Source organism: Mesorhizobium sp. M0276 (genome assembly GCF_040321755.1).
GTDB lineage: Bacteria > Pseudomonadota > Alphaproteobacteria > Rhizobiales > Rhizobiaceae > Mesorhizobium.
In genome coordinates this window covers 19,668-42,985 of record NZ_JAMYSC010000033.1, presented here as the reverse complement: position 1 = coordinate 42,985, position 23,318 = coordinate 19,668, and the positions used below count along the sequence as shown (strand labels likewise).

Here is a 23,318-nt window from a genome sequence, read left to right as displayed (position 1 = left end):
AAATCTTTAATCCGCCAGACCGCCGTCGCGATGTTCAACGGCATGAATGATCGCTTCATAGACGCTCCCGATCTCTTCATCGATCTCCTGAATTGGGATGCCTTCGATGGCGGCCGCCCGCAGGGCCTGGTCTGCCATATCGGTCACAAGCCGGCCCGGGTCGTCGATTGGCCCTTCCGGCATATGTTCGGAAATCCATTTGTATAGAAAGTCGGCACCGCGGGTGCTCATGGCCGTTTCTGGATAAGGACCTCTGCCGAGACAAACCTAGGATGGGTAACAGACAATGTCAGGCCTTTCGAAATAGCCTCGGGCGCGAGGTGACGTCTCACCCTCTTCGGCTTGCATGCTTACCTATGTTCGTTGACGGGCGTTCCGCGCTTTCAGCCGATATAGAGGAGAGCAGGCGGCAGCGAAGGAAAGTGGCGAGGATCGCGGCTTTTCGCGCATTCAGCGGCACCGCGATGGAATAATCGCGGTGCCGCGCACAGCTAGCAGTTCGCGTCAGTCTGCGGATCGCACGCCTTGTTTTTTTGCTTCTGTGGCTTGGGTTTGGCCGCCTGCTCGGGCTCGGCCTGCTGCTGCTCGGCGGCCGGCTGCTTCTTGCCCTTCGGCTTCTCAGGCTTGGCCGCCTGTTCGGGCTCGGCTTGCTGCTGCTCGGCGGCGGGCTGCTTCTTGGCCTTCGGCTTCTGAGGCTTGGCCGCCTGTTCGGGCTCGGCCTGCTGCTGCTCGGCGGCGGGCTGCTTCTTGGCCTTCGGCTTCTCAGGCTTGGCCGCTTGCTCTGGCTCGGCCTGCTGCGGCTCGGCGGCCGGCTGCTTCTTGGCCTTCGGCTTCTCAGGCTTGGCCGCCTGTTCTGGCTCGGCCTGCTGCTGCTCGGCGGCCGGCTGCTTCTTGCCCTTCGGCTTCTCAGGCTTGGCCGCTTGCTCTGGCTCGGCCTGCTGCGGCTCGGCGGCGGGCTGCTTCTTGCCCTTCGGCTTCTCAGGCTTGGCCGCTTGCTCTGGCTCGGCCTGCTGCGGCTCGGCGGCGGGCTGCTTCTTGGCCTTCGGCTTCTCAGGCTTGGCCGCCTTGCCGGGCTCGGCCTGCTGCTCGGCCGCGGGCTGCTCCTGGGTTGTCGGCTTCTCAGGCTTGGCCGCCTGTTCCGGCTGAGCCTGTTCGGTCTTTGCTGCGCCTTCGGTCGGCTTCGATTTCCGGCTAGCCTGAACCTGCTTCACCTCCTCGATGTCTTTGAGCTTGGCTGGTTTGGCCTTGGGGTCGGCTTTCACCTCACCTTCAAAGACCGCGACCGTATCGTTTTCCAATTTGCCGGACTGCTCGGGCGCGTCGGTCTTGCTGACCTTGACGGCAGTCACCTTCTGGTTCGTCTCCTTTTCGATCACATCAACATCAATGACTTTGTTGATTACCACGTTGTTCTGGATCGTCACGTCGCCGGCCGGCTCGGCCGCCTCGACAATGCGCACAAATTCCGGCTCATCACGGATAACGACGACAGAAATGTCCACAGCAAGGAATTCGCGGGTAGGGACCACAACCCAGTAAAAATCCGGCGTCGCGTCGAAGGTCACCTCGATTGAAATCAGATCCGGATCGCGGCGCGGCGGCAGCGGAGCCCAAATGATGTGCTCCCTTTCACGACGCCAACTCACCCATGCTGGCGCCCAGCGACTCCCCGGAACCCAGTACCAACCGATATCGTCGGCATAGCCCCACCGGCCGTAATGGTACGTCGCCCAACCGAATGGCTCGTCGGATACCCAGAGCCAGCCATACTGCTCGGTATAGACCCAGTGTCCAAGGGTATACGGACGCCAATCGTCACGTACATGAACCGGCACGAAAACGGTCGCTCCGTGGTACGAAACCCAATCACCATAGGGAGACAAGTCTTGGTAGAATGTGCTGATCGAAACGGTGGCAGCCCTTGCCTCGGACACAAGCAACAATGGCGTAATCGGGTTTGGAATCTCGACGACCGTGAGTAGACAGGCGGCTACGCCGCTCAGCATCAGTCGAACCGCATTTTGGGCAAGGACGCGTTTCATTCCGTTTCCTCCGAAACAGATCGCCCTTCGTCTTAGAAACTCGCCGGCTGTCGGATTGTTCCACCTTGCTAGCGTCGCCCGCATTGGCTCACGCAGCGGCTTTGGCATCGCACAATGATAAGGATCAAACGTCAGAGTTGCTTCATGAGGGCACCAGGTGACCAACCGCCCTCACAATTCCGCGCCGGAGATTGGAGATGTTCCTGCTCACAACCACGAAACTGTTTCCGCAAAGTCAGATGAGGAGACAGCCATTTTCGGACCGCTCGATGCCGCGAAGAAAACCCTGCAAGCAAGCCTATGTAGACAAAGCTTCCTGCTCCCACCAATCTGAGCAGCGTGGCAATGGCCTTGAACAAATCGCGGCGTGCACACACAGACTCGGATGAGATACTATTTCAAACGAACCGCTGCGCCGGCTTGGCGGGCACAAGAGCAGCACCGTCTGGCCGAAGGCGGTCGTTGCATCGTGCCGGGCCTGACAGGCCCAGTTCTCAGTCGCTCAAAGCATAAAAGTCAGGCCATCGGCCGCCGATTTCAAGCAGTTGCGAAATATCGAGCGCCCCTCCGGAGCCGCATGAAGAAGCGGCGCGGGAACACTGCGCTACCTTCTCATGGGAACTTCCGGCTCAATCGGCCCCGCTTGGCCGGTCCACGGAACTCGATCCCATAGCCGCCCCCGAGTTCCGCCACTTTGGTTATGGAGGCTAGGCGAGCACCGCCTCCGGGCCGGCGGAGGGCGCCTTGGCGTAGACCACCCAGCGCTTCTTCCGGACCGGCGACAGGTGGCGCAGGAATGCCCGCCGTTCCGCGAGATGAGCAATTGCGCCGAAGAAGGCGAGCCGGCTAACGTCGTGCAGCGCGACCAACCGGGAGAGGAACAGGCGGCGGAACAGCTTGCCGAGCACGCGCACCGAATGCGAAGCTTGGCGAAGAGTTTGACAGCGCAGATCAGCGCAAGATGTCCGACAGGCTCTCGGGCTTCTTCTCGCCAAGCGACAGATCAAGGCCCGACAGAAGTTCGACGAGATGGCTTCGCATCAGGTCGGACGCGTTTTGTGCGTCGTGCTTTTCGATGGCATCGACGAGGGCGTGATGGGCGTGGCTTTCGCAGGTGGTGTCGCGGCGGCGCCAGTAGAGCGCGATGATCAGCGACGACCGCGACAGCAGGTCTTTGACGAAGCCGGTCAGGATAGAATGGCCGGCGATTTCGGCGATGCCGATATGGAATTTTGCCGACAGCATAATGGCGTCGCTGTCGCGGCCGGCATGCAGGGCCTCGTGCTCTTTTTCGAGATGAAGCCGCAGTTGCGCGACCTCGGCCGGCTTTGCCACTTCGGCGGCAAGCGCCGCGACCTTGGGCTCGATCAGCGCCCGCGCTTCGAACACCTCGCGCGCTTCCTGCTTGGTCGGCTGGGCGACGAACGCGCCGCGGTTCGGCTCGAGCCGAGCCAAGCGGTCATGCGACAGTGCCTGCAGCGCCGCGCGTATTACCGCGCGGCTCACCGAATAGATCGAGGCGAGTTCGTCCTCGGGTAGTTTTGTGCCCGGTGCGATGCGGTGGCTGACGATGGCGTCGCGCAGGCCGGCATAGACCGGAAACCAGCGCATCGTCGGCTTGTCGCCATCCCGTGGCTTTGGCCCAAGCAGGTCCATCGTCTCATTGTCCCGGCGGCCGGATCGCATAGCGGCGCGAACACCGCGTTTCCGGCCGCACATCAAACATCCTGTGTGGGAATGTCAACAATTTTGCACGCATCAGGATGCACGGCCGGTGGGCGAAAAGGGCGCAAAGATTCCGGCGAAGGATTTTTCGAGTGGAACCTGGTAGCCGCCGCGCTTTGAGGTCGACAGGCCAAGGCCGACGAGGCTCTCGCAGAGTTTTACTGCGCAGGCGACGCCGTCGATCACGGGAAGGCTATGTTCGCGGCTGAGCGCGGCAGCGAGGTCGGCCATGCCGGCGCATCCCAGCACAATCGCTTCGGCCCGGTCGTCGCGGATGGCGCGCTCGATCTCCTCCGAAATTCGATGGCGGGCGTTGGAGCCGGGCACTTCGAGCTCCAGAACGGGAACGTCGCTGGCTCGTACCCTGGCGCAGCGGCTGGCGAGGCCGTAGCGCACCAGATTGTGCTCGATCGCCGGCACCGAACGCGACAGCGTCGTCACCACGCTGAACTTGCCGGCAATCAGGCTGGCCATGTGAAACGCCGCTTCGCCGATGCCGATCACCGGCATCTCGCCAACGCAGCGTACTGCGTCGAGGCCGGTGTCGTCGAAGCAAGCGATGACGCAGGCGCTCGACGCCGGATGTCTCTGGATCTCGCCGATCATTCCCGGGATGGCGAAGACCTCGTCGAAATAGCCTTCGATGCTCGGCGGCCCATCCTTCGGATTGGCCGCGATGATCCTGGTGCCGGCCGAAGCCGCGCCGCGTGCCGCCTCGCCGATCTTCTCGGTCATGGACGCAGTGGTGTTGGGATTGACGACGAGTATGTCCATTTGCGCCTTCATATTTCGCCGCCGAGATAGAGTTTCTTGACCCGATCGTCGGCAAGCAGCTCAGCCGAATCTCCGGCCAGCGCGATCGTTCCGGTCGTCAGTGCGTAGGCGCGCTGCGAGATGCGCAGCGCCATGCGCGAATTCTGCTCGACCAGCAGCACGCTGACCTTTTCGTCGCGGTTGATCGCGACGATCGAGCGGGCGATGTCCTGCACGAGCTTCGGCGCGACGCCGAGCGAGGGTTCGTCGAGCAAGAGCAGCTTCGGCTTGGCCATCAGCGCCCGCCCGATCACCAGCATCTGCTGTTCGCCGCCGCTCATCGTGCCCGCCGTCTGCGAATAGCGTTCCTTCAGGCGCGGAAAACGCCCGAGCACCATCTCCAGCGTCGTGGCGATGTCGGCCTTGTTGGTGCGGGTGAATGCGCCCATCATCAGATTGTCGCGCACGGTCATGTAGGAGAAGACGCGCCGGCCCTCCGGCACCATAGCGATGCCCATCCTGACCAGCTCGTCCGGCCGCGTTTTGTCGATGCGGCGGCCCTGGAAATGGATCTCGCCGCTACGGACTTTTTTCAGGCCGGTGATTGCGCGCAGGATTGACGATTTGCCCGCACCGTTCGCGCCGATCAGCGCTACCGTCTCGCCCTCGTTGACGCTCAGCGACACGCCCTTCAGCGCATAGACGTGGTCGTAGTAGAGTTCGACATTGGAGACGCTCAGCAGTTCGCTCATGGCTAAAATCCGATCGTCTCGTCTTCGGCGCCGAGATAGGCTTCGATGACCTTTTCGTTCTCTTGGATTTCTTTCGGCGTTCCCTCGGCGATTTTGACGCCGAAGTTCAGGACGACGATACGGTCGGAAATGTTCATCACGGCGGGCATGTCGTGCTCGACGAGTAGCACGGTCACGCCGCGTTTGCGTACGCCGCGCACCATTTTCACCGCACGTACGGTTTCGTCGTGGTTCATGCCGGCAAAGGGTTCGTCGAGCAGGAGCACGGTCGGGTTGGTGGCGAGGCCGATGGCAATCCCCAGCGCGCGCAGATGCCCGTGCGGCAGCGTGCTCGCGATCTCATGCCGTTGCGCGCCGAGATCGAGGAAATCGATGATCTCGTCGGCGGATCGTCCGAATTCGGCCTCGTCGCGCCGCGCTGTAGTCGTGCCAAGATAGAAGCCGGCAAGGGTGGCATTGGAACGCAGGTGATGTGCGATGATGACGTTGTCGCGCACGGTCATGCCCTTGAAGATCGTCGTCTCCTGGAATGTGCGGACTACGCCCTTCCGAGCGACGATATGCGGCGCCAGGCCGGAAATCCGCTGTCCGCGAAACAGCACCTCGCCCGAGCTCGGACTGAGGAAAGAGGAAATCAGCTTGAACAGCGTCGATTTGCCGGCGCCGTTGGGACCGATCACGGAGAGGATTTCGCGTTCGCGGACCGCGAAGGAAACGTTGTTGACCGCAACCAGCCCGCCGAAGCGTTTGGTCACTGCCTTGATCTGGAGAAGCTCGGTCATGGTCCTAGCCTTGCTTCTTGCCGAACAGCCGCAGGCTGAGCAGGCCGTTGGGAAGGAACAGCATCAGCGCGATCAGCACCGACGAGAAGATCAGCAACTGGAACTCGCCGGTCTCGAACAGGAAATCCCAGCCGAAATAGAGCACGAAGGTGCCGATCATCGGCCCGAAGACGTAGCTGAGCCCGCCGAGGAAGCAGTTCAGCATGAAGTTCACCGAGTCGGTCACGGTGAAGCTGGACGGATAAATCGACTGCGAAATGGCGACAAACATTGCGCCGCCGAGACCGCCGAGGAACGAGGAGATGGCGTAGGCGATGACACGCAGATAGGCGATGTTGACGCCGATCGAGGAGGCCAGTTCCTCGTTCTGCTGCAGCGACTGGCAGAGCTTGCCGATGCGCGAATGGACAAGGCGGTAAAGCCCGGCAAAGCACAGCACCATCAGCACCACCGAAACGAGATAGAACGCCGGGCGTGGATTGGCGAGCGTCGCGAAATCGGGAAGGATGGTCAGGCCGAAGATCGAAATGCCGCCGGGGAGCGGAATGCTCACCATGCCCTTGGCGCCGTTGGTGATCGGCAGCGCCAGCGCCAGCAGCCGCGCCACTTCGGTCAACACCAGCGTGACCATCGCGAAGTAAACGCCGCGGAGCCTCAGGATAGGCAGTCCGATCAGCACGCTTGCAGCGGCGCAGAACAGCCCGGCCAGCGGCAGTGTCAGCCAGAACGACACACCGTGCTGGACGACAAGGATGGCCGAAACATAGCCGCCCATAAGCGCGAAGGCACCCTGGCCGATATTGATACGGCCGATGTAGAAGGTCACCCACACGCCGGCGCTGGCGATGCTCAGCAATGCGACCGAGGTCAGCGTATAGTAGAGGTCGAGCCGACCGGTCGCCTCGATCAGCCAGGGCACGCCGATGAGTACGACCAGCAGGAAGACAGCGACGGCGAAGATGTTGCGTGTACGCTTCATGTCGATCACCCCCACGGCTTGCCCATGAGCCCGTTGGGGCGGATGCTGAGAAAGACCATCAGCGCGGCGAAGATGACGAGATAGGTGACGTCGCCATAGTGGCGTAGCACCGTCAGGCCGACCGATTCCATCATGCCGAGGATGAAGCCGCCGGCGATCGCTCCGCTGACGACGCCGGCTCCGCCGATCATCACCATCAAGAACGCCTTGATCGAGATCGGCCCGCCGATGCCCGAATTGACGCCGGTGATGGCGACCAGCAGCCCGCCGACTATGCCGGCAAGCATGGCGCCAAGCGCAAAGCCGATCATCGAATAGCGGTCGACCTCGACGCCCATAAGCTGCGCCGCGATCCGGTCCTGCGCCAGCGCCCGCATGGCGCGTCCCGGCTTGCTATACTGCATGAAAAGCACGAAGGAGGCGATGAACAGTATGGCGAGTGCGCCGACCAGCAGCCGGTCGTAAGGCATTATGAGGCTGTCGGAGACGAAGACGCCGCTGACGATCTTCGGCACGCCGCGCTGCTTTTCACCGAACAGCAGGAGGATCACGGCGTCGAGGAAGAATGCGACCGCCGCCGCGAGAAGCATCGTACTTTCCTCCCGCACGCTTCGCCTAATCACCGTTCTGAAAAGGAATTTCTCGACCAGCGCTCCAATGACCAGCAGCGTGATCCCGGACGCGACGAGGGCGACGACGAAAGGCATGCCGAGCTGGCCATAGACGGTGTAGGTGACGAAGCCACCGAGAACGTACATCTGCCCATGGGCAAAGTTAAGCACGTTCATCAGAGCGAAGATCAGGGTCAGACCGAGCGCGATCAAGGCGTATTGCGCGCCAAGATAAAGCCCGTTGGCGATGACTTGTTCCATCAGGATGGTTCCCGGCCATTCAGAGGCTCAAGGCGAATGCACGAGCCTCTGCGGCAATCCGCTTCGCAGTTGCGTCAATCGACTTGAGCGACGAAGAGCGTCTCGAACTTGCCGTCGCGGTATTCCGTGACCACCATCGGGACCGAAAGCTGGCGCTTCTGGCCAAACGACGTTATTCCGACATAGGTCAGCTTGGCATCGCCCTTCAGATAGGGATTGGGCGCCGAGAAAGTGTCGATCGTCTTCTTGAACTCTTCGACATTGTTGATCGCGGCTGGGTTCGCCTTCAGCGTCTCGATGATGTATTCGAGCGCGTAGACCTTGGTGTTGGACTCGTCATTGTATTCGCCGAACATTTTCGTATAGCGGTCGACGAACTCCTTCATCATGTCGGACGCGATTTCGGGCGTCGATGCGCCGCCGACTGAGATGAAGCCGTTGGCCAACTCGCCCGCGCCCTCTTCCAGCACCTTGGCATCCTGCGCCGTTTCGGTGGAGATCAGACCTTCGTAGCCGAGCTCGCGCGCGGCGCGGATCAGCAGCGGCGCATTGCCGGGCGCGACACCCGAAAGCACCAGCAGGTCCGGTTTTTGCAAAACGATCGGCGTCAGTACCGGGGTGAAATCGCGGGTATCGTTTTGGTAGACGTCCGTGGCAGCCACAACCTCCAGCCCGAGCGCCTTTGCCGCGGCAACACCGCCATCCCGCTGGCTCAGCGGATCGGATTCGTTGGCGGCGACAAAGGCAACTTTTTTCACGCCCCTGTTTTCCATGAGATATTTGTAGATCGCCGGAGCTGACTGGTAGTTGGCGATCATGCCGAGCACGGCGTTGGACGCCGGCGGGGTGTAGAGTTCCTTCGGGAATGCGTAGGGAAAATAGATGATGCCCTTGGATTCTGCCACGGGACGCACCGCCGCCGCGCCGTCGTCGACATTCGGACCGACGACATAGTGGATGCCCTCCTGGGCCATCTTCTCCATGCCGGCGATCGCCCGCTTCGGGTCCTTCTGATCGTCGAAGGTGACGATTTTGATGTCATAGGTCTCGTCACCAATCTTCACACCGCCGGTTTCGTTGATCCAGGCGGCGCGCGTCTGCATCGAGCGGACGTTGGATGTACCCCACGCAGCGGCCGCGCCACTCGTGACGCCGACAAAACCGATCTTGAGTTCCTTGTTGGCGGCGTGCACCGTGATTGTGCCGCCGGCCATGATTGCCAGCGCAGAGACAGCGCCGAGCGCGGCGAATGTGATTATTGAACGTCTATTGATCATTGTTCTTTCCCCTTTGGAGGCCGCGCATTGTGGCGACAGAACTCGACCGATACGCGACTTTTGTGAGTGAAGGCTCGAATCTATTATCTGTCAACAAAACTTTTACCGATTGTTGACAATCTTGTGAGGTCGTAGATGAAGTGCCCGGTCCGCATCCGATGCGCAGCTGCAATCGGTCGACTTAGCCGTGCGCGGTAACCTGCTGATTTTGCTAACCAACTTAACCACAATCGGTGACTCGAACTATCGCAAATCCCGGCCGCTGCCTGCTCTTTCCGGTACGCTTACGACGGTCTAGAGCGTCGGATGTTCAGTTTGAATCGCGAGGGATTCCAGTGAGATGACACGTCTGCGCGGCCGCTGCCTAAAGGGCCAACGGCTGCGCTCAAAGGCACCGTTCGGGCATTGGAAGACGCAGACCTTCATCGCCGGGTTGCGCTGTCATGGGCTCACGGCTCCTTTTGTTATCGACACGCCGATGAACCGGCGCATCTTCGAAACCTATGTCGAAACGCAGCTCGCTCCGACGCTGGCAAAGGGCGATGTCGTCATCCTCGACAATCTCGCTGCCCACAAGAGCCCGGCCGCCGAGGCAGCGATCCGGGCCAGAGGCGCATGGCTGCTCTTCCTGCCGCCCTACAGCCCAGATCTCAATCCCATCGAAATGGCATTCGCCAAGCTCAAGGCGCACCTGCGCGCAAAGGCCATCAGAACCATCGACGCCCTGTGGCAGGCCATTGGCGATATCTGCAATCTCTTCTCTCCAACAGAATGCAGAAATTACTTCGCAGCCACAGGGTATGGACTCACATGAAAGTCCGCCGCTCTAGCGGAATGTGGGCTTTGATTGTGGTTTAGAAGAATCGGAGGTGACTATGGTGGGCTTGGCACTGCTGGTATGCCGACAGATTTTGAGGCTCCTCTTCTGGGCACCATCACACGCTAAGTGTTTGATCGTGAAACGTTTTTTGATGTCGTTCGGCAATTTGGCCCAGTTGTAACAGTCGCTGTTATAGGTGGGGCATATTGTATGGCACGATTGCCTGAGCGAATGATGTTGCCAGGCGGCACGTTTTATTGCCGTGTCTGGGTGCCGACAGACGTGGCGCCTACCTTCGGCAGAACGCTGGTTGTGACCTCGTTGCGCACAAAAGATCTGAAAATCGCGAAATCCAGGCTTGCCCGAAAGACCATCGAATTGGAGGACCAGTTCGAACGTGTTCGATCGGGGAGAGACACAGCGAATCACATTTCGGTTTCGCAGCGGACCGAGGGTGACTTTTTCGCGCTGGCGAAACGGTACGGCGTAGAGGTAGCCGAGCGCGAAATCGTGGCACAGGCAACTTTCTTCGAACTAGCAACCAGCGATCCCACAAGGCTGTGGAGCGGCGATCTCATCATCTTGCCGACGGCAGCTGACTATGGACATGGTGAAACGGACGCTTTCACCCACTTTGATCGTCTTGTTGCTGAGGCCGATACCGACGCTGTGATCGCATATCTGCAGCGGTTTCGTTGCGCAGCGTATCGGTGACCTAACCAGGATGCGTGCAACGGGGAACCTGGCTGAGTTTTCGACTATCGCTGATCGCCTTTGCCCAGGATTGGATGGAAGTCAAAGGTTCGTGTTTGCGCGACTGCTTCTGACCGAAGAGCTTCGTACGCTGCAGTCCCTTCAGGATGAAAAGGTTGATGCAGTGCGGGACTCGGTCGCGCAAGGCGAACTAGGTGAGGTTAATCAGCCAAGCCGCTCCGCTCTGTCTCAGTCAACTGCATCGAAATCAGAATCCGTGTCGCTGGATGACCTTTTCCGGGCCGAGCAAATGCTGGACGACGACACGATAGTTTGTCGAAGGCGTCGGCCGATACGCACGCGCTCCCGCTCAGGCACGGCGCCTGCTTACAACTAGGTGCCAAGCGACACGAGTTTTCAGCAGCCTATTTCAGCAGCTGCTTAATGTGTGACTTGGGAAGCTGCTGACATCAATTCCTCGGGATTCGGCGCCCGGCATACATTTTGACCTCCCTCTTCGGCTTCTGTGAAGCTCCAGCGCACAACGCCTTCCCGATCGAGCAGGAACTCGCCGATAAGCGGCATGTGACCGGCGATCATAATCTGCTGGTCGGCCTCCGTAATTTCATACCCGTCCTTTTTTTCGAGAAAGTCGCCCGCCGCAGCCGGGTTCATCGGTTCGGGCAACTCCCCCGGTAGATCGATCCGCATTGTCGTGACCAGGTCCATTCCGACTTTGTGCGGCCATTCGGTTTCATTCTCCGTCAACTCGACGATGGGTAAACCGAAGGCGCGATGCGAAGTCCCCTCCGGATCGGATGCGCTAAGAAGATTGGGTAGCGGATGGTAACGGAAGTAAAGCCGCGCACGTTCGACCGGCGTCTTGACCACTGCGAGACATTCGACGCCTTTCTCCTTCAGGGCCGGATTGAGCTGCGCCATCGCCGCGACATGGCGCCGGCAGAACGGACAGTGCAGGCCTCGAAACAAACCGATCAGTAACGGGCTACGGCCTCGAAAATCATCGAGCGCGATCTTGCCTTCGCGCGAGATCGCGTCGAGCATAATATTCGGTGCCCGGTCGCCCGGCCGCAGCGGGCGGTCGACATTACTCGTGGACATGGACAACCTCCTCGCCCGGATCAGTCAAGAAGAGGCAACACGCCCAGCGCTTCGGTGTTGAGTCCGTGCTGGGGCGCAAAACTTCCTGCCCCGGGCAAAATGGCGTTCGGCCTCTGCCATATCGCCGAGGTCGAAATTACGTGCGTTGCAAGCCCATCATAACACGAAAAAAGCATCTGCGGGTCGCCCGTGTGACGGTGCTCGAACCCCGCCAGTATTTCCACGCATGCGACAGCACCGTACAAAGTTATCGCTTGCAGGGTACAGTGGTGGCGTCCTCATCCAAGTTTCATGCAGCAGGGACGTGAGTGATTTCGCGCCAAGTTTCCATGGCAGCGCTGCGCAGTTCACGATGGTCGGCGGATGAAAGAGCGTGGCGGGGAAAGTGAAACAGGTTGGCAAACGGATCGTGGATGGAAACGAACCGCTGAAGTTGGCCCGGATGACTTGAAGCGCTTCATGATCCGTTCTCGTCGTCGCATCGGCTGGTGCGAGTTCTCCGCTCGGTTATTCAATTCCCTTATGCCGCCGATCTTCGACCTGCGGCATGATCTCTCGACCAGCCACAGCGTAGGAGCCGAGCTTGTCGGTGATCATCACGCGCGGTGCATGATCCTGCTTTTTCAGCAGTTTGCGCATCAGCCGCTTTGCAGCCTTGGCATTCCTGCGGCTTTGCACGAGACGTCCAGCACGAAGCCGTCTGGTCGACGGCCCGCCATAGCTTGTTGTCGGCAATAGTGACGACCATCTCGTCGAGGTGCCATTTGTCGCCAAGGCGGCCGGCCAATCTTCGCTTGATCTGATTGGCGAAATGGCGACCGAACTTCTCCGCCCATGCCCGCACGGTCTGGTGGGAAACGATGATGCCGCGGGCAGCCAGCATGTCCTCGACCATGCACAGACTGAGCGGAAAGCGGAAGTAAAGCCACATAGCATGCGCGATGATCTCGGCAGGAAGCGGTGGCGACGGTAGAGCGGATCAGGGAGTGTTTGGGCCATGGAGTGCCAAATAGGCCTTCGACCCTTCCTTGTAGGTCTCTCCCACCCATTCGTCCCGTCTTGTCTTCAGAACCAGCGGGCGCCGACCGCGCTTCCTCCTGCCGCGTCATTCTTCTCATGCATTCGGTTCCAGATCGCCCTAGCCCGATAGGATGGTAGAGGCGCATGAACTCGGCGACGTACGCCTGGGCCAAGCGTACCATTGAGCGATGAAGCGCTGAGCCTCGCGCAGCGGCTGGGAGTTGTGTGCGTCAAGTTTGCAAAAATTGGCGTGGCGGTAGCTGTGACGTCGGCGTGTCCGCCGCGCAGCTCCCGTGTTTAGCCGTGCAGGCGACCGGCTGCACCAGATAATGGCTACACATCTGCAGGAGCCGTCGATTGTATTGGCGGTCCTTGCCAACAAAGATCGTTTCCACTGCCGTCTTCATGTTGGCGTAGATGCCGCGCGTGCAGGCGCCGCCGAAGAAGGCAAAGATCCTGTCATGGGCGTCGAACACCATCTCCTGCGTCTCGCGCGGATAGGCCCTGACGAACATCATGCGGCTGTGGCAGATCCGGACATGGCGACTTCACGGTCACCGTAATCCGCCTGCCGGGCGTTCCTGTACGTGATGCCGCGAGGGCCGGAGTAGGATGAAGACCGAAAGCTAATCGGCGAAGCACTAAACGCCCTCGGGATGGTCAGGCCGGAACAGATGCAGGACGGAGACCAGGCATTCGCCTCAATGGTGCCGGCGTGGCTCCGAGACGCCTATCGGCGAGCCTTGACGGTTTACTCAATGCTGCTGGGTACAGCCGCATCGGGTTCTCGTATACCGCCAACGGTACAGATGCCGAGCTTCCTCTTTTCCCTCGACGAAATCTTTGAGAGTCACGTGCGCATCATGTTTCGAGTGGCCGTGGCGTAGCGGAAGATCGCCGTGCTCGATGGTAAGAAAGCCTCCCAACATCATGGCCGCTTTTTCCTGGACAACAAGCGTTATCCCACCAAGCCCGATCTCAATTTTTAGGCATAAAAAGATCGTCGTCGGCCTGGGTGAGGTGAAGTACAAGCCCGGGATCGAGGAGAGCGATCGCTACTAGGGGGCCTCCAATACGTGGGTTCGGTGTCTACTGGCGCAAAGTTCTACCATTACCAACTGGACATCGGCGGAGACCTGGATGCCGCAAGTGCTACGATGGTGGGAAAAGTCACGGCACTGCTACCCCTCTTGGCGTAATTTCTTCGAACCAAATGAGATCCGGCGAGCGGAGCCAAATAGCGCCTGTACTCGCCGGGGCGCCTATTCTAGCTACCGCACGACCATTCGCTGCTGGTCACGCTTCTGTGCATAGCTGCCCTTCTCATAGGCGGGCTGTGCCTGGAGCTGTTCCTTGGTGAATGTCGTGTACAGATACTTCTTGCCATTCTTGTCGGTCATGAATTTCAAATTGTCCATGCCGACCGCCACTTCCTTCGAACCTATGCCAAGGAAGCCGCCGACATCGACGATCACCGCGTCGGGCTTCTTGTCCGGCGTCAGCACGACATCGCCGATCTGGCCGACCGTGGCATCATTGGCGCCGTAGACCGTCGTGCCCTTCAGATCGTCACCTCGGATTTCCCCAATCGGCACCTGCTTGAGTGTGGTCTTGTCGATTGCCCCGGTTGTTGTCTGGTCAGGGGCCGGTGCCGTAGTGGCCGCAGGGGCCGCGGCCGTCTTGTTGGCGGGAGCGGCGGCAGGGGCCGTGGTCACGGCTGGGGCGGTTGCAGCCGGCTGATTGGATGCCATTGTGGCCGGTGCAGGGTCGTAGGCCTTGCGATTGAAATCCGGCTGCGCCTGCAACTCCTCCTTGGTGGTCTGCGCCACCAGCCAGCGGTTGCCGTTCTTCTCCGCCCACTGTGCCTTGTTGAAATCATAGGTGACGTTCTTGGTGCCAAGACCAAGGAAACCACCCACGCCGATGACCAGGGACTGCGCCTTGCCTTCCTTGGACAGAACGATGTCCTCGACCTTGCCGATGTTCTGCGCGTCATCGCCCGTACCGTTGTAGACGGTCTCGCCGAGAATGTTGGTGGCAAGGTTGCCATCGGCCCGCTTCACCGGCTCTGCCGGGGCGGTGTTCGTGGCGGGGGCCTGCGCGGTGGTGGTCGGCGCGGAAGCCGACGGAGCTTGCGTGGTCGTCAATGGTGCGGGCGGCGGCGCATAGGCCTTGCTGTCGAAGTCCGGCCGTGCCTTCAGTTCGTCCTTGGTCGTTTGGGCGACCAGCCAGCGGTCGCCGTTCTTCTCGGCCCACTGCAGCTTGTCGAAATCGAAGGCGACATTCTTCGTCCCTACACCCAGGAAGCCGCCGACGCCGATGACGACGGATTTCGCCTGGCCGTTTTTGTCGAAGACGACGTCGCTGACCTTGCCTATGGTCTCGGCGTTGTCACCGGTGCCGTTGTAGACGGTTTCGCCGATAATGTTGGTAGCGATGCTGCCCTCGGCGCGGGGAGTGACCGCGGGCTCCTGCGCGGATGGTGTGGCGGCAGGCGTCGGGGTACTCGTGCTCTGCGCATACGCGCCTGTCGCGATCAATGTCGCGAGGGCGGTGGTGGCTAAAAGGGTGCGAATCATGATGGTCTCTCCTGATGGCTGATTTCGTATAGGCCGCGCGGCCCGGCGGAAGATCGGGCGCGGCACTTCACGACTCACAACGTTGGGACAGCGCCGTTGTTCCGGCAAAACTCAATGTATATTAGCCACCTCTCCTTCGCTCCTGCTATGAATTCCGCTCCTCGGAAAACGCTGTTTGACTTCCGCCGTAAGGCGTTGAAGTCTTGAAGCGGATCAGCTCGCCATTTCCGTTGCCGGCGTAGGCGGCGCATCGATGACACCCGCGAACAAGTCTGGATCTGCGAAGGCTCCCTCGCCCAACTCGCGAATCTGGAAATCTTCAGCCACGCCAGACGTCTGCGTTCAGCCGGACCGATATCGTCGAGCATATGTCCGGTCGCTGATCGTGCCCGATGCGGGAGCTTTCCTTTGAAACCCCTCTGGAGGCTATACCGACTTTCAATCCGACCGAGAAGCTCGAAGCCGCGAAGTCGCTTCCCGATGTCCCGCCCTCATTTCCCAGACCGTAAGCCCGGCGGCGTTGCGCTGCCGGTCGGTTTCGGCGCTACGGGCACTCATGGCGTCGGGCCAGAACGCCGGAATAGGGCGTTGTGCCCTTCGCGTCGGCGATCGTCATGGCGTCCGGCCGCTGCGGCATATTCAAGGTTTGGCCAACAGCCTGGCGATCTCGAGCATGGTTGAGGTTGCTCTATTTCGGCGTGTCGTCTCCAACGTGCTGATCTCCAATGTCGACGACCACCTCCGTCATCACGGTTTCCTGTGGCTTGGAAAGGCGGGTTGGGCTTTCTCGCCGGCATACGACCTCAATCCCGTTCCGACCGATCTCAAGGCCCGGGTACTGACGACGAACATCGATCTCGATGAGGGCACCTGTTCGCTCGATCTGCTGGAAGCCGCGTCGGAGTTTTTCGCGCTCACACTGCTGCAAGCCCGCGCAATAATCAAAGAAGTCGCGACCGTGACCGCAAGCTGGCGCGATACCGCCAAGGCGTCGGCGCCCGCCCAGCCGAGATCAATCGCATGGCCAGCGCCTTCGAACACGTCAAACGGGCGCTGGCGCTATGACGAGGACATTCCTGCACAGCTTCGCGCCAGTCAGCGCCAGTCCCATCACCGGCGCCAGCGTCGAGGGTTCATGGAACAGACGATGAGTCCAGCGGACGAAATCCCGGCTTGAGAAAGCCCTAGCATCAATGCATGATGCTGCATGATTTGGATTTGCCGAAGTGCTAGTTCGGGCGATCCTACCTGATCCCCCACCCCGGTAGCGCCCCCCGGCCCGTCACCTCCGGGATGCCGAGTTCGGCGACGAGGTCGAGCGCGGCGCGCTGGCTGATTTTCAGCTCGGCCGCGATCAATCCGGCCGAGACCAGCTCGATCAGCGCCGGCAGGCTTGAACTTTTTCGCCGCCTCCTGAGCCGGCGCTCCATGTGGCCTTTGGCCAGCATCAGCCGGTCGACTCCTTCAGTCCGGCCGAGGCCACCTCGGCGAAAGCGGACGATAGCGAGCAGCCGGGCGGTCCGATCGCGCGCCCCGCCGCCGTTCCCACGGAACAACGCGCAATACGGCATTCAGGCAAAAAAAAGATGCGAGCCGACCTTGCCGCGCTGCCTGAGCGGCGCCGCCAGAAGCGTGCCGAACCAATGTTGGTGTTGCAGCGGTTTGATGTCTTGCCAGGCCTTTAAGCGATCGCCGCGGCCAGCACGGCCGGCATTGTTTTCGCCACGGAGTCAGCCGACGAGCCAGTCGGTCAGCGATGGTCCTCGTCCCGGTCGAGATCGCGGATCAGCGGCCCGACATTGTTCGGCAAGCCCTCCCGCGCGTTTGCCCCCCTGCCCTGCCGTGTCGACCACCGAGCTGTCCGCGCGCGCGGCGCGAACTTTTCGCCGGCGAGCAGCCGGCTGGAACGGCCAGCAGCGCGTCGATCTCGGCGAGCTCGTCGGCAAGAGCGTCCTCCTGATCCGTGTCTTCAAGGCTTTCGCCGGCGGCGGCCTTGCCCCCCGGCGGCCGGCGTCGCGGCATCGGGTCGAGAGACTGCCCGCCCCGCGCTCGACGCGTCGCCGCCCTGCCCTTCGCGGCCGCGCAACGCCAAAAACCAACGCGAGAAAGCGCCCAGTCGGGTGGGTAAGATGCGGCGGCGAGCGCGCAGCACGGCATGCGCCCGGGTGAGTTCGTGGGTCGGGGTGCGGATGTCCATATGGGCGTCGCGCAGGACGACGTCTTGGATGTGGACGAGCTCACCGTCGAGCCACAGCGCGGCCGCAGCGTCAGCAAAATGCTGGCGTTGCAAGAAACCGTCGAGGACCGGGCTATTGTGCACGCGCTCGTCGAGCCGAGCCAAAAGGTCTTCGGAGCGGGCGAGCCCCGGTTTCCTCGAACCGCGCCGCATGGCCGAGAAGGCGCTGACCGCCCTTATCCAGCAGGCCTACGTCCAGGGTATCTCGACCCGCTCGGTCCATGACCTGGTCAAGGCCATGGGCATGCGCGGCGTCCAAGAGCCAGGTCAGCCGGCTGTGCGAAGAGATCGACGGCAAGGTCAAAGCGTTCCTCGAAAGACCCATCGACGGCGACTGGCTATATCTGTGGATCGACGCCACCTACCTGAAGGTGCGCTGCGGCGGCCGCATCGTCTCGGTCACCGCCATCATCGCTGTCGGCGTCAATGCGGACGGCCGACGCGAGGTGCTGGGCATGGAGATCGGCACGTCTGAGGCCGAGCCGACCTGGACGGAGTTCCTGCGCAAGTCGACGGGCCTGCGCGGCGTCAAGCTCGTCGTCTCCGATGCCCATGGCTCTCCCGGTTGGCCAGCTCAACGCCCAAAACCTGGCGCCGGCCCTCCCAATCCACGCCGATCGCCACCAGCACTGCCTGGCTGGCGATCGGCCCCGCCTCGCGAGCCCGTGTCCAAAATGGGAATCAGGATGCTAGATCAATGGCTTGCGGATAGTTCACGGACGAAGTACTCTTTCGTTCGAGATGGCCAGCCTGGTTCAACCTCCAGCATTCTCCTGCTGCCATACTGGCCGGAGCGAGTGCCGGCCGCGAGCGAGTGACCTTTGAGCCGTAGCTCAGAGCGTCTTGCTCATCATCAGGATCGGAACCGGAGCGCCGCCACGGTCATCGACGAATTTCTCGGCGGGTTGGTAGCCGCAGGCTCGATAGAGCGGCTCTCCTGCCATCGTGGCTGCCAGATCGGCACGGCGGAAGCCCTCAGCCTTAGCGGCACGTTCACAAAGTGAAAGGATAAGGCGGCCGACGCCTCGCCGGACAAAGTCCGGATGCGTATACATGGCTCTGATACGCGCAGCGTCCGTGGCTGGATCAAGCAGTGCCGCGTTGCGTCCCGGTGACTGATCACCACCATACATGGTCGTGCGCCGGCTCCAGCCACCGCACCCTGCCAGGACACCGTCGTGCTCCACGACGAAATAGGTGCCATCATCGACAAGCTGCGTGTCCAGCCCCATGATTGCGCGGCTGGATCGGATCTGGTCATCGTCGAGAAACGGGTTCTGGAGTTCGGAGATCGCTGCGTTCATGAGCGCAATCATGGAGGCGAGGTCCTCGCGTCGCGCTATCCGGTGCCGAAAGTCTTCACTGGCCATGTTCAAGCACCCCGTGAGGCGAAACAAACGCTCGATATGGCGAATTTCGTTCCGTCAGAAGACCAAATGTTCGCTGCTGCGGCAGCCTTGAGACGCCTGTCGACAGCAGGCCGAAGGTATAACTAATGACAGTCATGCCGGCAGCCCCGCCATGCGATAACCTTCCTCGATGTGCCATCGCACGTCTTCGGCCGGGAATGGCTGCGATTCCGACCAGTGCCGGATAGTGAAGTGCGGATTGCTTATCATGAACATTTTCGCCTCCCAGCGCGCTTCCTCCAAACGGCCAAGTTGCGCAAGGCTTGCTGCAAGCAGGCGCCGTGAAGTCGTGCGATAGGTTTCGGGCCTGCGCAGCGTTTGGATCGCGGATTCGTAGTCGCCCATGGCATATTGGGCCTGACCCAACATCCAATAATACCAACCGGGCGGGTGAGGGTTGAGTCGCAGTGCCCTGCGGACCTGCTCTATGGCTTCGGCAGGTCGGCCCTTTTGCGTCGTCAATTCGGCCCGCATAGCCCAAGCATCGGCGTGGTTGGGATCCAGCTCGTGGGCAGCATTGAATTCGGCATCCGATTCCGCCCAGCGACTCTCATGTCCCAATATGACGCCCAATACCCATCTGTTCCCGGCGTCGTTCGGGTCGAGTTCGACCGCCAGTTGCGCTTCGGCGAGCGCTCTTGCGCGGTTGGGGTCCATCGGTTCGTCCCAGAACTCCCAGCCCAGCCAGAGGTTTAGTGCCAGCCAACGGTGCGCCTCCGCGTATTCCGGGTCGAGCGCGATTGCCCGGTCCAGCAGTAAAATGGCCTCTTTCGCGGTAAGCGCCGTTTGCAGACCAAGGGCCCGGGCACGCACACAGATATCATAAGCCTCCAGGTTGCTCGGTCTGCTGCGCGCCGGCGCGGTGGTCAGGCGGCCAACCAGAGCCTCGACAATCTTGCCGGTCACCTCATCCTGAACAGCGAAGATATCTTCTAGGCTGCGGTCGAATCTTTCGGCCCAAAGGTGGTCACCCGCGATCGCGTCGATCAGTTGGGCGTTGATACGCACCCGTCCAGCGGCCCGCCGTGCACTACCTTCAAGAAGATGGCGAACTCCCAATTCGCGCGCGATGCGACGCACATCAACGTGCCTGCCTTTGTATGCAAATGCCGAGTTGCTGGCGATGACGAACAACTCGCTTGTCCTCGACAGATCCGTGATCAAGTCTTCGGTGAGGCCATCGACAAATGCCTCCTGCTCCGGATCATTGCTCATGTTCGTAAAGGGGAGGACGGCAATGGACGGCTTGGCGGGGAGCTGCAGAGGCGCTTTCTCTGCGAGCCCGCCATCGTCCGACGCGGTCGACAACGAGATCCGGTAGACAGTCACCGGTTCGGTGACGTTCTTGATCGCTTGCGGACCAAGTTCGTCGAAGCCGCAATCGAGCTTCCGCTTGACTTGGTCGTAGACGCTGCCGGACACAAAGACATCTCCTGCCCCGGCCATAGCCTGGAGCCGCACTGCGACAATGACGCCGTCGCCGAACAGATCGCCGTCCTCGACAACGACATCGCCCAGATTGATGCCGATATGCAGGTTGATTCTCCGGTCGGCGGTCACACCCTCGTTTGCGGCCGCCATCCGCTTCTGAAGGTCCACGGCGCATGACACGGCGTTCACGGCGCTTCCGAACTCGACCAGAACGCCATCACCCATCACTTTTACAATACGGCCTTTACGGTCGCGCACGAGTGGTTCGAGAATTTCCTTCCTCCTCCTCCTTAACGCGGCCAACGTTCCTTGCTCGTCCACGTCCAGAAGTCGACTGTAGCCCACCACGTCGGCAGCCAATATGGCGGCAAGGCGGCGTTGGACGCGTTCTTCGGCCATTTCGCGTTGCTTTCATTGAAAGCAGAAAAGCGAATGTTATGCCGACCATTTCAAAAGTCTATGAGGTTGACTTCGAGGCTCGATCGCCAAGCAGCTACATAGGGTCATCGCAGCTGTCGATTGTCCCCACTTGGGCCACGACTTGCCCTTGGACTCGTCTTGGAGAAGGTCAGCAAAGGGGGTCAGTGCCGAGTGCCCTGAATGTCGGGTAGGTGTTGACGCGGCCATGTCCGCCTCTGGTAGACGGAAAGCGCTAGTAAAGTGACCGAGATGGGCGCGTTGCTGCCGTTAGCAACCGCTGGATAATGAGGAAGGACAGCAGTGCGCTGCAAGGGGTCAGGCCTCCGTTCACTTGCTATGCGTTAAAATGTGCATATATTGTGCACATGAGAGGTCGGAGAATTGTCATGGCCCACGCACAGCTAGCACATTCCACAGTGATCTCGGGCTTTGTCGACAGCCTGCAGGAACCGCGCACCCCATATATCTCGCCGAGGCGCCTGTCGCAGGCGCTGGGCGTCAAGGTGGCCAACCTGGCGCAGTTGACCGGCGTCCACCGTAACACGCTCCGTAATCCATCATCGGAGCGACTGCAGGGTCGGCTGCGCGAGATGGTGAAGGTGATTTCAGCCGCGACGGAGCTCACCGGCGACGTCAACAAGGCGATCTACTGGTATCGCAATGAACCGATCGCCGACTATGGCCATCGCACGGCGGCCGAGCTCGTCGCCGGCGGCCAGGTCGAAGCAGTCCTGGCCTTCATTCGGGATCTCGAGAATGGGGCGCGCGGGTGAAAGTCACCCGAGTCGGGCCGGACGAGATATTCCATCGCTATCTGACACCCAAATGGGCTTTCCTGCCCACAAGTGGCGCAGGAGCAGCGATCGACGGCGGGCGATTCAATCGGCCCGGCGTCGAAGCACTTTACCTGTCCCGCGCGCCTTCAGACGGCGTTGGAGAAATACAAGCAGGGCGCCAGCATCACCCCGCCCGCCATGCCACGCTTTCCGAGGTCGCCGACCTATCGCACGGGTTCGACCCAAATGTCTGGGACAGCGCCTGGAGGGAATGGGATTGTGCCTGGCGCCAGATCGCCCGCATCGACAGGAAGATACCTTCATCGTGGAAGCTTGCGAACTTGGTCATCACCGCCGGACTTCGGGGCATCCTGTTTCCGTCGCTGCGTCACGCCGGTGGCACCAACCTGGTGATCTTTCCAGCCAACCTTGTCGACGGCGATCATGTCGCGGTTCACGACCCTGATAACCGGCTGCCGCATGATCAGTCGTCCTGGTCCTGAATGATCGATTGTCTCTGTGGTCGCAACGCGACAACGCCCGCTCACGACACCTGCTCCTCAACGACATCGTCCTCGCCCTCCCTACTAGTCAACCCGGCCGGAATATCCCCGGCCAAAAGCTTTTCCTTCGACAGCAGCCCTGCGTCCTCGAGCGCCTCGAAGTCCGGCAGATGGCGCAGCGTGTCCAGCCCGAACTGCGAGCTTTCCCCCTCTGCCTCCAGGCCTCACGCCGGCCGCCGGCCGGCTGCCGCAAGATCTGGTGGGTTGGGATGATGACGCGTTGATATCGTTTCGGCGGCGCATCTCGGCGCGACCAAGCCGCCCGAGGGCCGCCAGCATGCTGGCGAGTCCATCAGCATATGGATCAGTACCTGCCGGTCGACGGTGAAGGACTTGCTCGTGTTGCGCGTCCCGTCGTGCCGAAAATGCAGATGCTCGGATTCCGTCCTGGTGGTGTAGGTACTGAGAAGAGGCCGGCCGCAGGGCGCTAGCTCGGGCTTACGGCCGACAGCGACCAGCGGCCCGCCAAGCATCAGCTGCAGCACGATATCGAACTTGACGGATCTGCTGTCTATGACCGGGAGACCTACGTTCCGGCACATTATCCGTCACGAAAAAAGTGCCGTCCTCTTGCTTCGGAGGACGACGCTGGGATTGATGGAGAATGCGAACCGTGAGGCCAGCAACAAAAGTTTTCGCTGCCGGCCTCCGCAGGATCAGGCGGCGAAATCGAGAAGCTTCTTAGCCCTACCCTCCATCTCCAGACGAACATCCTGATGGATTTATCGCGCGCGACCCGCGTGATGCCCTGCACGAAATCGAAAATCGATTCTGGCGGCCGGCCTTCCTCAAGCAGCACCGTATCGATAATCTTCGTGGTCTCGGACTTGGAGAAGCCCCGCTTGCGCAGGAAGCTTTGGCGATCTTCGTCGTCTTTGGCAACGATGCGTTGCCGCGCCGCCTTAATGCCGTTGACGAATGGCATTGGCGACGATTCCGCGAATTGGATCAGCGCCGGCTCGGCTTCCAGGGCGAAACGCGAGGCCGCGTATTTGGAATGCCGGATGGTGATTTCGAGCCTGTTGCGAGCCACTGATGGCAAAGATACGCAGAGCGGAGAAGCGGTC

Annotated in this window: 19 protein-coding genes and 9 pseudogenes; 6 read left to right on the top strand and 22 right to left on the bottom strand. The window is 60.8% G+C overall.

Translation table 11 applies throughout. The annotated features are described in order from the left end of the window. Positions 1-6 precede the first annotated feature (6 nt). The 10 genes and pseudogenes from NKJ01_RS23980 to NKJ01_RS23935 form a co-directional block, all read right to left on the bottom strand. Positions 7-231, bottom strand: a complete 225-nt coding sequence (locus NKJ01_RS23980) for a hypothetical protein (RefSeq protein ID WP_352604619.1) — start codon at positions 229-231, stop codon at positions 7-9. A 260-nt stretch (positions 232-491) separates the two neighbouring features. Continuing rightward, complete coding sequence (locus NKJ01_RS23975; RefSeq protein WP_352731545.1) at positions 492-2,042, bottom strand: DUF6600 domain-containing protein; 1,551 nt, start codon at positions 2,040-2,042, stop codon at positions 492-494. A 710-nt stretch (positions 2,043-2,752) separates the two neighbouring features. Next, positions 2,753-2,992, bottom strand: a pseudogene (locus NKJ01_RS23970) (transposase); the annotation flags it as partial. A 1-nt stretch (position 2,993) separates the two neighbouring features. Further along, positions 2,994-3,698, bottom strand: coding sequence for a GntR family transcriptional regulator (locus NKJ01_RS23965; RefSeq protein ID WP_023759958.1), 705 nt, complete (start codon positions 3,696-3,698; stop codon positions 2,994-2,996). A 102-nt stretch (positions 3,699-3,800) separates the two neighbouring features. Beyond that, positions 3,801-4,541, bottom strand: a complete 741-nt coding sequence (locus NKJ01_RS23960; RefSeq protein WP_352731543.1) for an aspartate/glutamate racemase family protein — start codon at positions 4,539-4,541, stop codon at positions 3,801-3,803. Between the two features lie 8 nt (positions 4,542-4,549). Continuing rightward, entirely contained in the window at positions 4,550-5,272 is a 723-nt protein-coding gene (locus tag NKJ01_RS23955) for an ABC transporter ATP-binding protein (protein ID WP_023759956.1), read from the bottom strand. Between the two features lie 2 nt (positions 5,273-5,274). Then, entirely contained in the window at positions 5,275-6,054 is a 780-nt protein-coding gene (locus NKJ01_RS23950) for an ABC transporter ATP-binding protein (RefSeq protein WP_352528520.1), read from the bottom strand. A gap of 4 nt (positions 6,055-6,058) precedes the next feature. Further along, entirely contained in the window at positions 6,059-7,033 is a 975-nt protein-coding gene (locus tag NKJ01_RS23945) for a branched-chain amino acid ABC transporter permease (RefSeq protein ID WP_352731540.1), read from the bottom strand. A gap of 5 nt (positions 7,034-7,038) precedes the next feature. After that, the gene (locus NKJ01_RS23940) at positions 7,039-7,905 is read right to left on the bottom strand and encodes a branched-chain amino acid ABC transporter permease (RefSeq protein WP_352731538.1); all 867 of its coding nucleotides are present in this window, start codon (positions 7,903-7,905) and stop codon (positions 7,039-7,041) included. 74 nt (positions 7,906-7,979) lie between these two features. After that, positions 7,980-9,182 (bottom strand): ABC transporter substrate-binding protein, encoded by a 1,203-nt coding sequence (locus NKJ01_RS23935; RefSeq protein WP_352731536.1) that lies wholly within the window; start codon positions 9,180-9,182, stop codon positions 7,980-7,982. 331 nt (positions 9,183-9,513) lie between these two features. Here NKJ01_RS23935 and NKJ01_RS23930 point away from each other — a divergent pair. Together NKJ01_RS23930 and NKJ01_RS23925 are read left to right on the top strand one after the other, a co-directional pair. Next, positions 9,514-9,996 (top strand): annotated as a pseudogene (locus NKJ01_RS23930) (IS630 family transposase); the annotation flags it as partial. 216 nt (positions 9,997-10,212) lie between these two features. Next, positions 10,213-10,716, top strand: a complete 504-nt coding sequence (locus NKJ01_RS23925; RefSeq protein ID WP_352731534.1) for a DUF6538 domain-containing protein — start codon at positions 10,213-10,215, stop codon at positions 10,714-10,716. 420 nt (positions 10,717-11,136) lie between these two features. Here NKJ01_RS23925 and NKJ01_RS23920 read toward each other — a convergent pair whose 3' ends face one another. From NKJ01_RS23920 to NKJ01_RS23905, 4 genes and pseudogenes are all read right to left on the bottom strand, one after another. Further along, entirely contained in the window at positions 11,137-11,817 is a 681-nt protein-coding gene (locus NKJ01_RS23920; protein WP_352731531.1) for a peroxiredoxin-like family protein, read from the bottom strand. A 289-nt stretch (positions 11,818-12,106) separates the two neighbouring features. Then, positions 12,107-12,816, bottom strand: a pseudogene (locus tag NKJ01_RS23915) (IS6 family transposase). 311 nt (positions 12,817-13,127) lie between these two features. Continuing rightward, a pseudogene (locus NKJ01_RS23910) lies at positions 13,128-13,379 on the bottom strand (IS21 family transposase); the annotation flags it as partial. Between the two features lie 729 nt (positions 13,380-14,108). Then, positions 14,109-15,416 carry a PRC-barrel domain-containing protein gene (locus NKJ01_RS23905; protein WP_352731529.1) on the bottom strand — a complete coding sequence of 436 codons (1,308 nt, stop codon included), beginning with the start codon at positions 15,414-15,416 and terminating at the stop codon, positions 14,109-14,111. Positions 15,417-16,101: 685 nt separating this feature from the next. Here NKJ01_RS23905 and NKJ01_RS23900 point away from each other — a divergent pair. Then, positions 16,102-16,481, top strand: a pseudogene (locus NKJ01_RS23900) (HipA domain-containing protein); the annotation flags it as partial. Positions 16,482-16,660: 179 nt separating this feature from the next. Here NKJ01_RS23900 and NKJ01_RS23895 read toward each other — a convergent pair. From NKJ01_RS23895 to NKJ01_RS36480, 3 genes are all read right to left on the bottom strand, one after another. Next, positions 16,661-16,864, bottom strand: coding sequence for a helix-turn-helix domain-containing protein (locus NKJ01_RS23895; protein ID WP_352731527.1), 204 nt, complete (start codon positions 16,862-16,864; stop codon positions 16,661-16,663). Between the two features lie 123 nt (positions 16,865-16,987). Next, positions 16,988-17,074 (bottom strand): hypothetical protein, encoded by an 87-nt coding sequence (locus NKJ01_RS23890; protein ID WP_502905904.1) that lies wholly within the window; start codon positions 17,072-17,074, stop codon positions 16,988-16,990. Between the two features lie 311 nt (positions 17,075-17,385). After that, positions 17,386-17,757, bottom strand: a complete 372-nt coding sequence (locus NKJ01_RS36480) for a hypothetical protein (RefSeq protein ID WP_502905902.1) — start codon at positions 17,755-17,757, stop codon at positions 17,386-17,388. Between the two features lie 22 nt (positions 17,758-17,779). Here NKJ01_RS36480 and NKJ01_RS23880 point away from each other — a divergent pair. Then, positions 17,780-18,206: pseudogene (locus NKJ01_RS23880) on the top strand (transposase); the annotation flags it as partial. A gap of 1 nt (position 18,207) precedes the next feature. Here NKJ01_RS23880 and NKJ01_RS23875 read toward each other — a convergent pair. The 3 genes and pseudogenes from NKJ01_RS23875 to NKJ01_RS23865 all read right to left on the bottom strand — a co-directional run. Continuing rightward, positions 18,208-18,324: pseudogene (locus NKJ01_RS23875) on the bottom strand (transposase); the annotation flags it as partial. Between the two features lie 161 nt (positions 18,325-18,485). Then, entirely contained in the window at positions 18,486-18,968 is a 483-nt protein-coding gene (locus NKJ01_RS23870) for a GNAT family N-acetyltransferase (RefSeq protein WP_352731525.1), read from the bottom strand. A 186-nt stretch (positions 18,969-19,154) separates the two neighbouring features. After that, on the bottom strand, positions 19,155-20,891 hold the full coding sequence (locus NKJ01_RS23865; RefSeq protein WP_352731523.1) for an adenylate/guanylate cyclase domain-containing protein: 1,737 nt from the start codon (positions 20,889-20,891) through the stop codon (positions 19,155-19,157). A 407-nt stretch (positions 20,892-21,298) separates the two neighbouring features. Between NKJ01_RS23865 and NKJ01_RS23860 the strand changes: the two genes are divergently transcribed. Together NKJ01_RS23860 and NKJ01_RS23855 are read left to right on the top strand one after the other, a co-directional pair. Then, positions 21,299-21,685: a hypothetical protein gene (locus NKJ01_RS23860; RefSeq protein ID WP_352731521.1), complete on the top strand. Its 387-nt coding sequence runs from the start codon at positions 21,299-21,301 to the stop codon at positions 21,683-21,685. Next, positions 21,682-22,191 (top strand): RES family NAD+ phosphorylase, encoded by a 510-nt coding sequence (locus tag NKJ01_RS23855; protein WP_352731518.1) that lies wholly within the window; start codon positions 21,682-21,684, stop codon positions 22,189-22,191. Before NKJ01_RS23860 ends, NKJ01_RS23855 begins: the two co-directional genes overlap by 4 nt. Positions 22,192-22,232: 41 nt before the next feature. On the opposite strand, the pseudogene NKJ01_RS23850 reads toward NKJ01_RS23855, so the two are convergent. Both NKJ01_RS23850 and NKJ01_RS23845 read right to left on the bottom strand, forming a co-directional pair. Next, positions 22,233-22,391 (bottom strand): annotated as a pseudogene (locus NKJ01_RS23850) (SMC-Scp complex subunit ScpB); the annotation flags it as partial. Between the two features lie 516 nt (positions 22,392-22,907). Further along, a pseudogene (locus NKJ01_RS23845) lies at positions 22,908-23,266 on the bottom strand (hypothetical protein); the annotation flags it as partial. Positions 23,267-23,318: the final 52 nt, after the last annotated feature.

Coding starts and splice junctions, on each gene's coding strand:
- NKJ01_RS23940 (WP_352731538.1), bottom strand. CDS start 7,905: ATGGAACAAGTCATCGCCAACGGGCTTTATCTTGGCGCGCAATACGCC.
- NKJ01_RS23860 (WP_352731521.1), top strand. CDS start 21,299: ATGGCCCACGCACAGCTAGCACATTCCACAGTGATCTCGGGCTTTGTC.
- NKJ01_RS23960 (WP_352731543.1), bottom strand. CDS start 4,541: ATGGACATACTCGTCGTCAATCCCAACACCACTGCGTCCATGACCGAG.
- NKJ01_RS23980 (WP_352604619.1), bottom strand. CDS start 231: ATGAGCACCCGCGGTGCCGACTTTCTATACAAATGGATTTCCGAACAT.
- NKJ01_RS23895 (WP_352731527.1), bottom strand. CDS start 16,864: ATGCTGGCCAAAGGCCACATGGAGCGCCGGCTCAGGAGGCGGCGAAAA.
- NKJ01_RS23870 (WP_352731525.1), bottom strand. CDS start 18,968: ATGATTGCGCTCATGAACGCAGCGATCTCCGAACTCCAGAACCCGTTT.
- NKJ01_RS23865 (WP_352731523.1), bottom strand. CDS start 20,891: ATGGCCGAAGAACGCGTCCAACGCCGCCTTGCCGCCATATTGGCTGCC.
- NKJ01_RS23935 (WP_352731536.1), bottom strand. CDS start 9,182: ATGATCAATAGACGTTCAATAATCACATTCGCCGCGCTCGGCGCTGTC.
- NKJ01_RS23975 (WP_352731545.1), bottom strand. CDS start 2,042: ATGAAACGCGTCCTTGCCCAAAATGCGGTTCGACTGATGCTGAGCGGC.
- NKJ01_RS23925 (WP_352731534.1), top strand. CDS start 10,213: ATGGCACGATTGCCTGAGCGAATGATGTTGCCAGGCGGCACGTTTTAT.
- NKJ01_RS23955 (WP_023759956.1), bottom strand. CDS start 5,272: ATGAGCGAACTGCTGAGCGTCTCCAATGTCGAACTCTACTACGACCAC.
- NKJ01_RS23965 (WP_023759958.1), bottom strand. CDS start 3,698: ATGGACCTGCTTGGGCCAAAGCCACGGGATGGCGACAAGCCGACGATG.
- NKJ01_RS23950 (WP_352528520.1), bottom strand. CDS start 6,054: ATGACCGAGCTTCTCCAGATCAAGGCAGTGACCAAACGCTTCGGCGGG.
- NKJ01_RS23920 (WP_352731531.1), bottom strand. CDS start 11,817: ATGTCCACGAGTAATGTCGACCGCCCGCTGCGGCCGGGCGACCGGGCA.
- NKJ01_RS23905 (WP_352731529.1), bottom strand. CDS start 15,416: ATGATTCGCACCCTTTTAGCCACCACCGCCCTCGCGACATTGATCGCG.
- NKJ01_RS23945 (WP_352731540.1), bottom strand. CDS start 7,033: ATGAAGCGTACACGCAACATCTTCGCCGTCGCTGTCTTCCTGCTGGTC.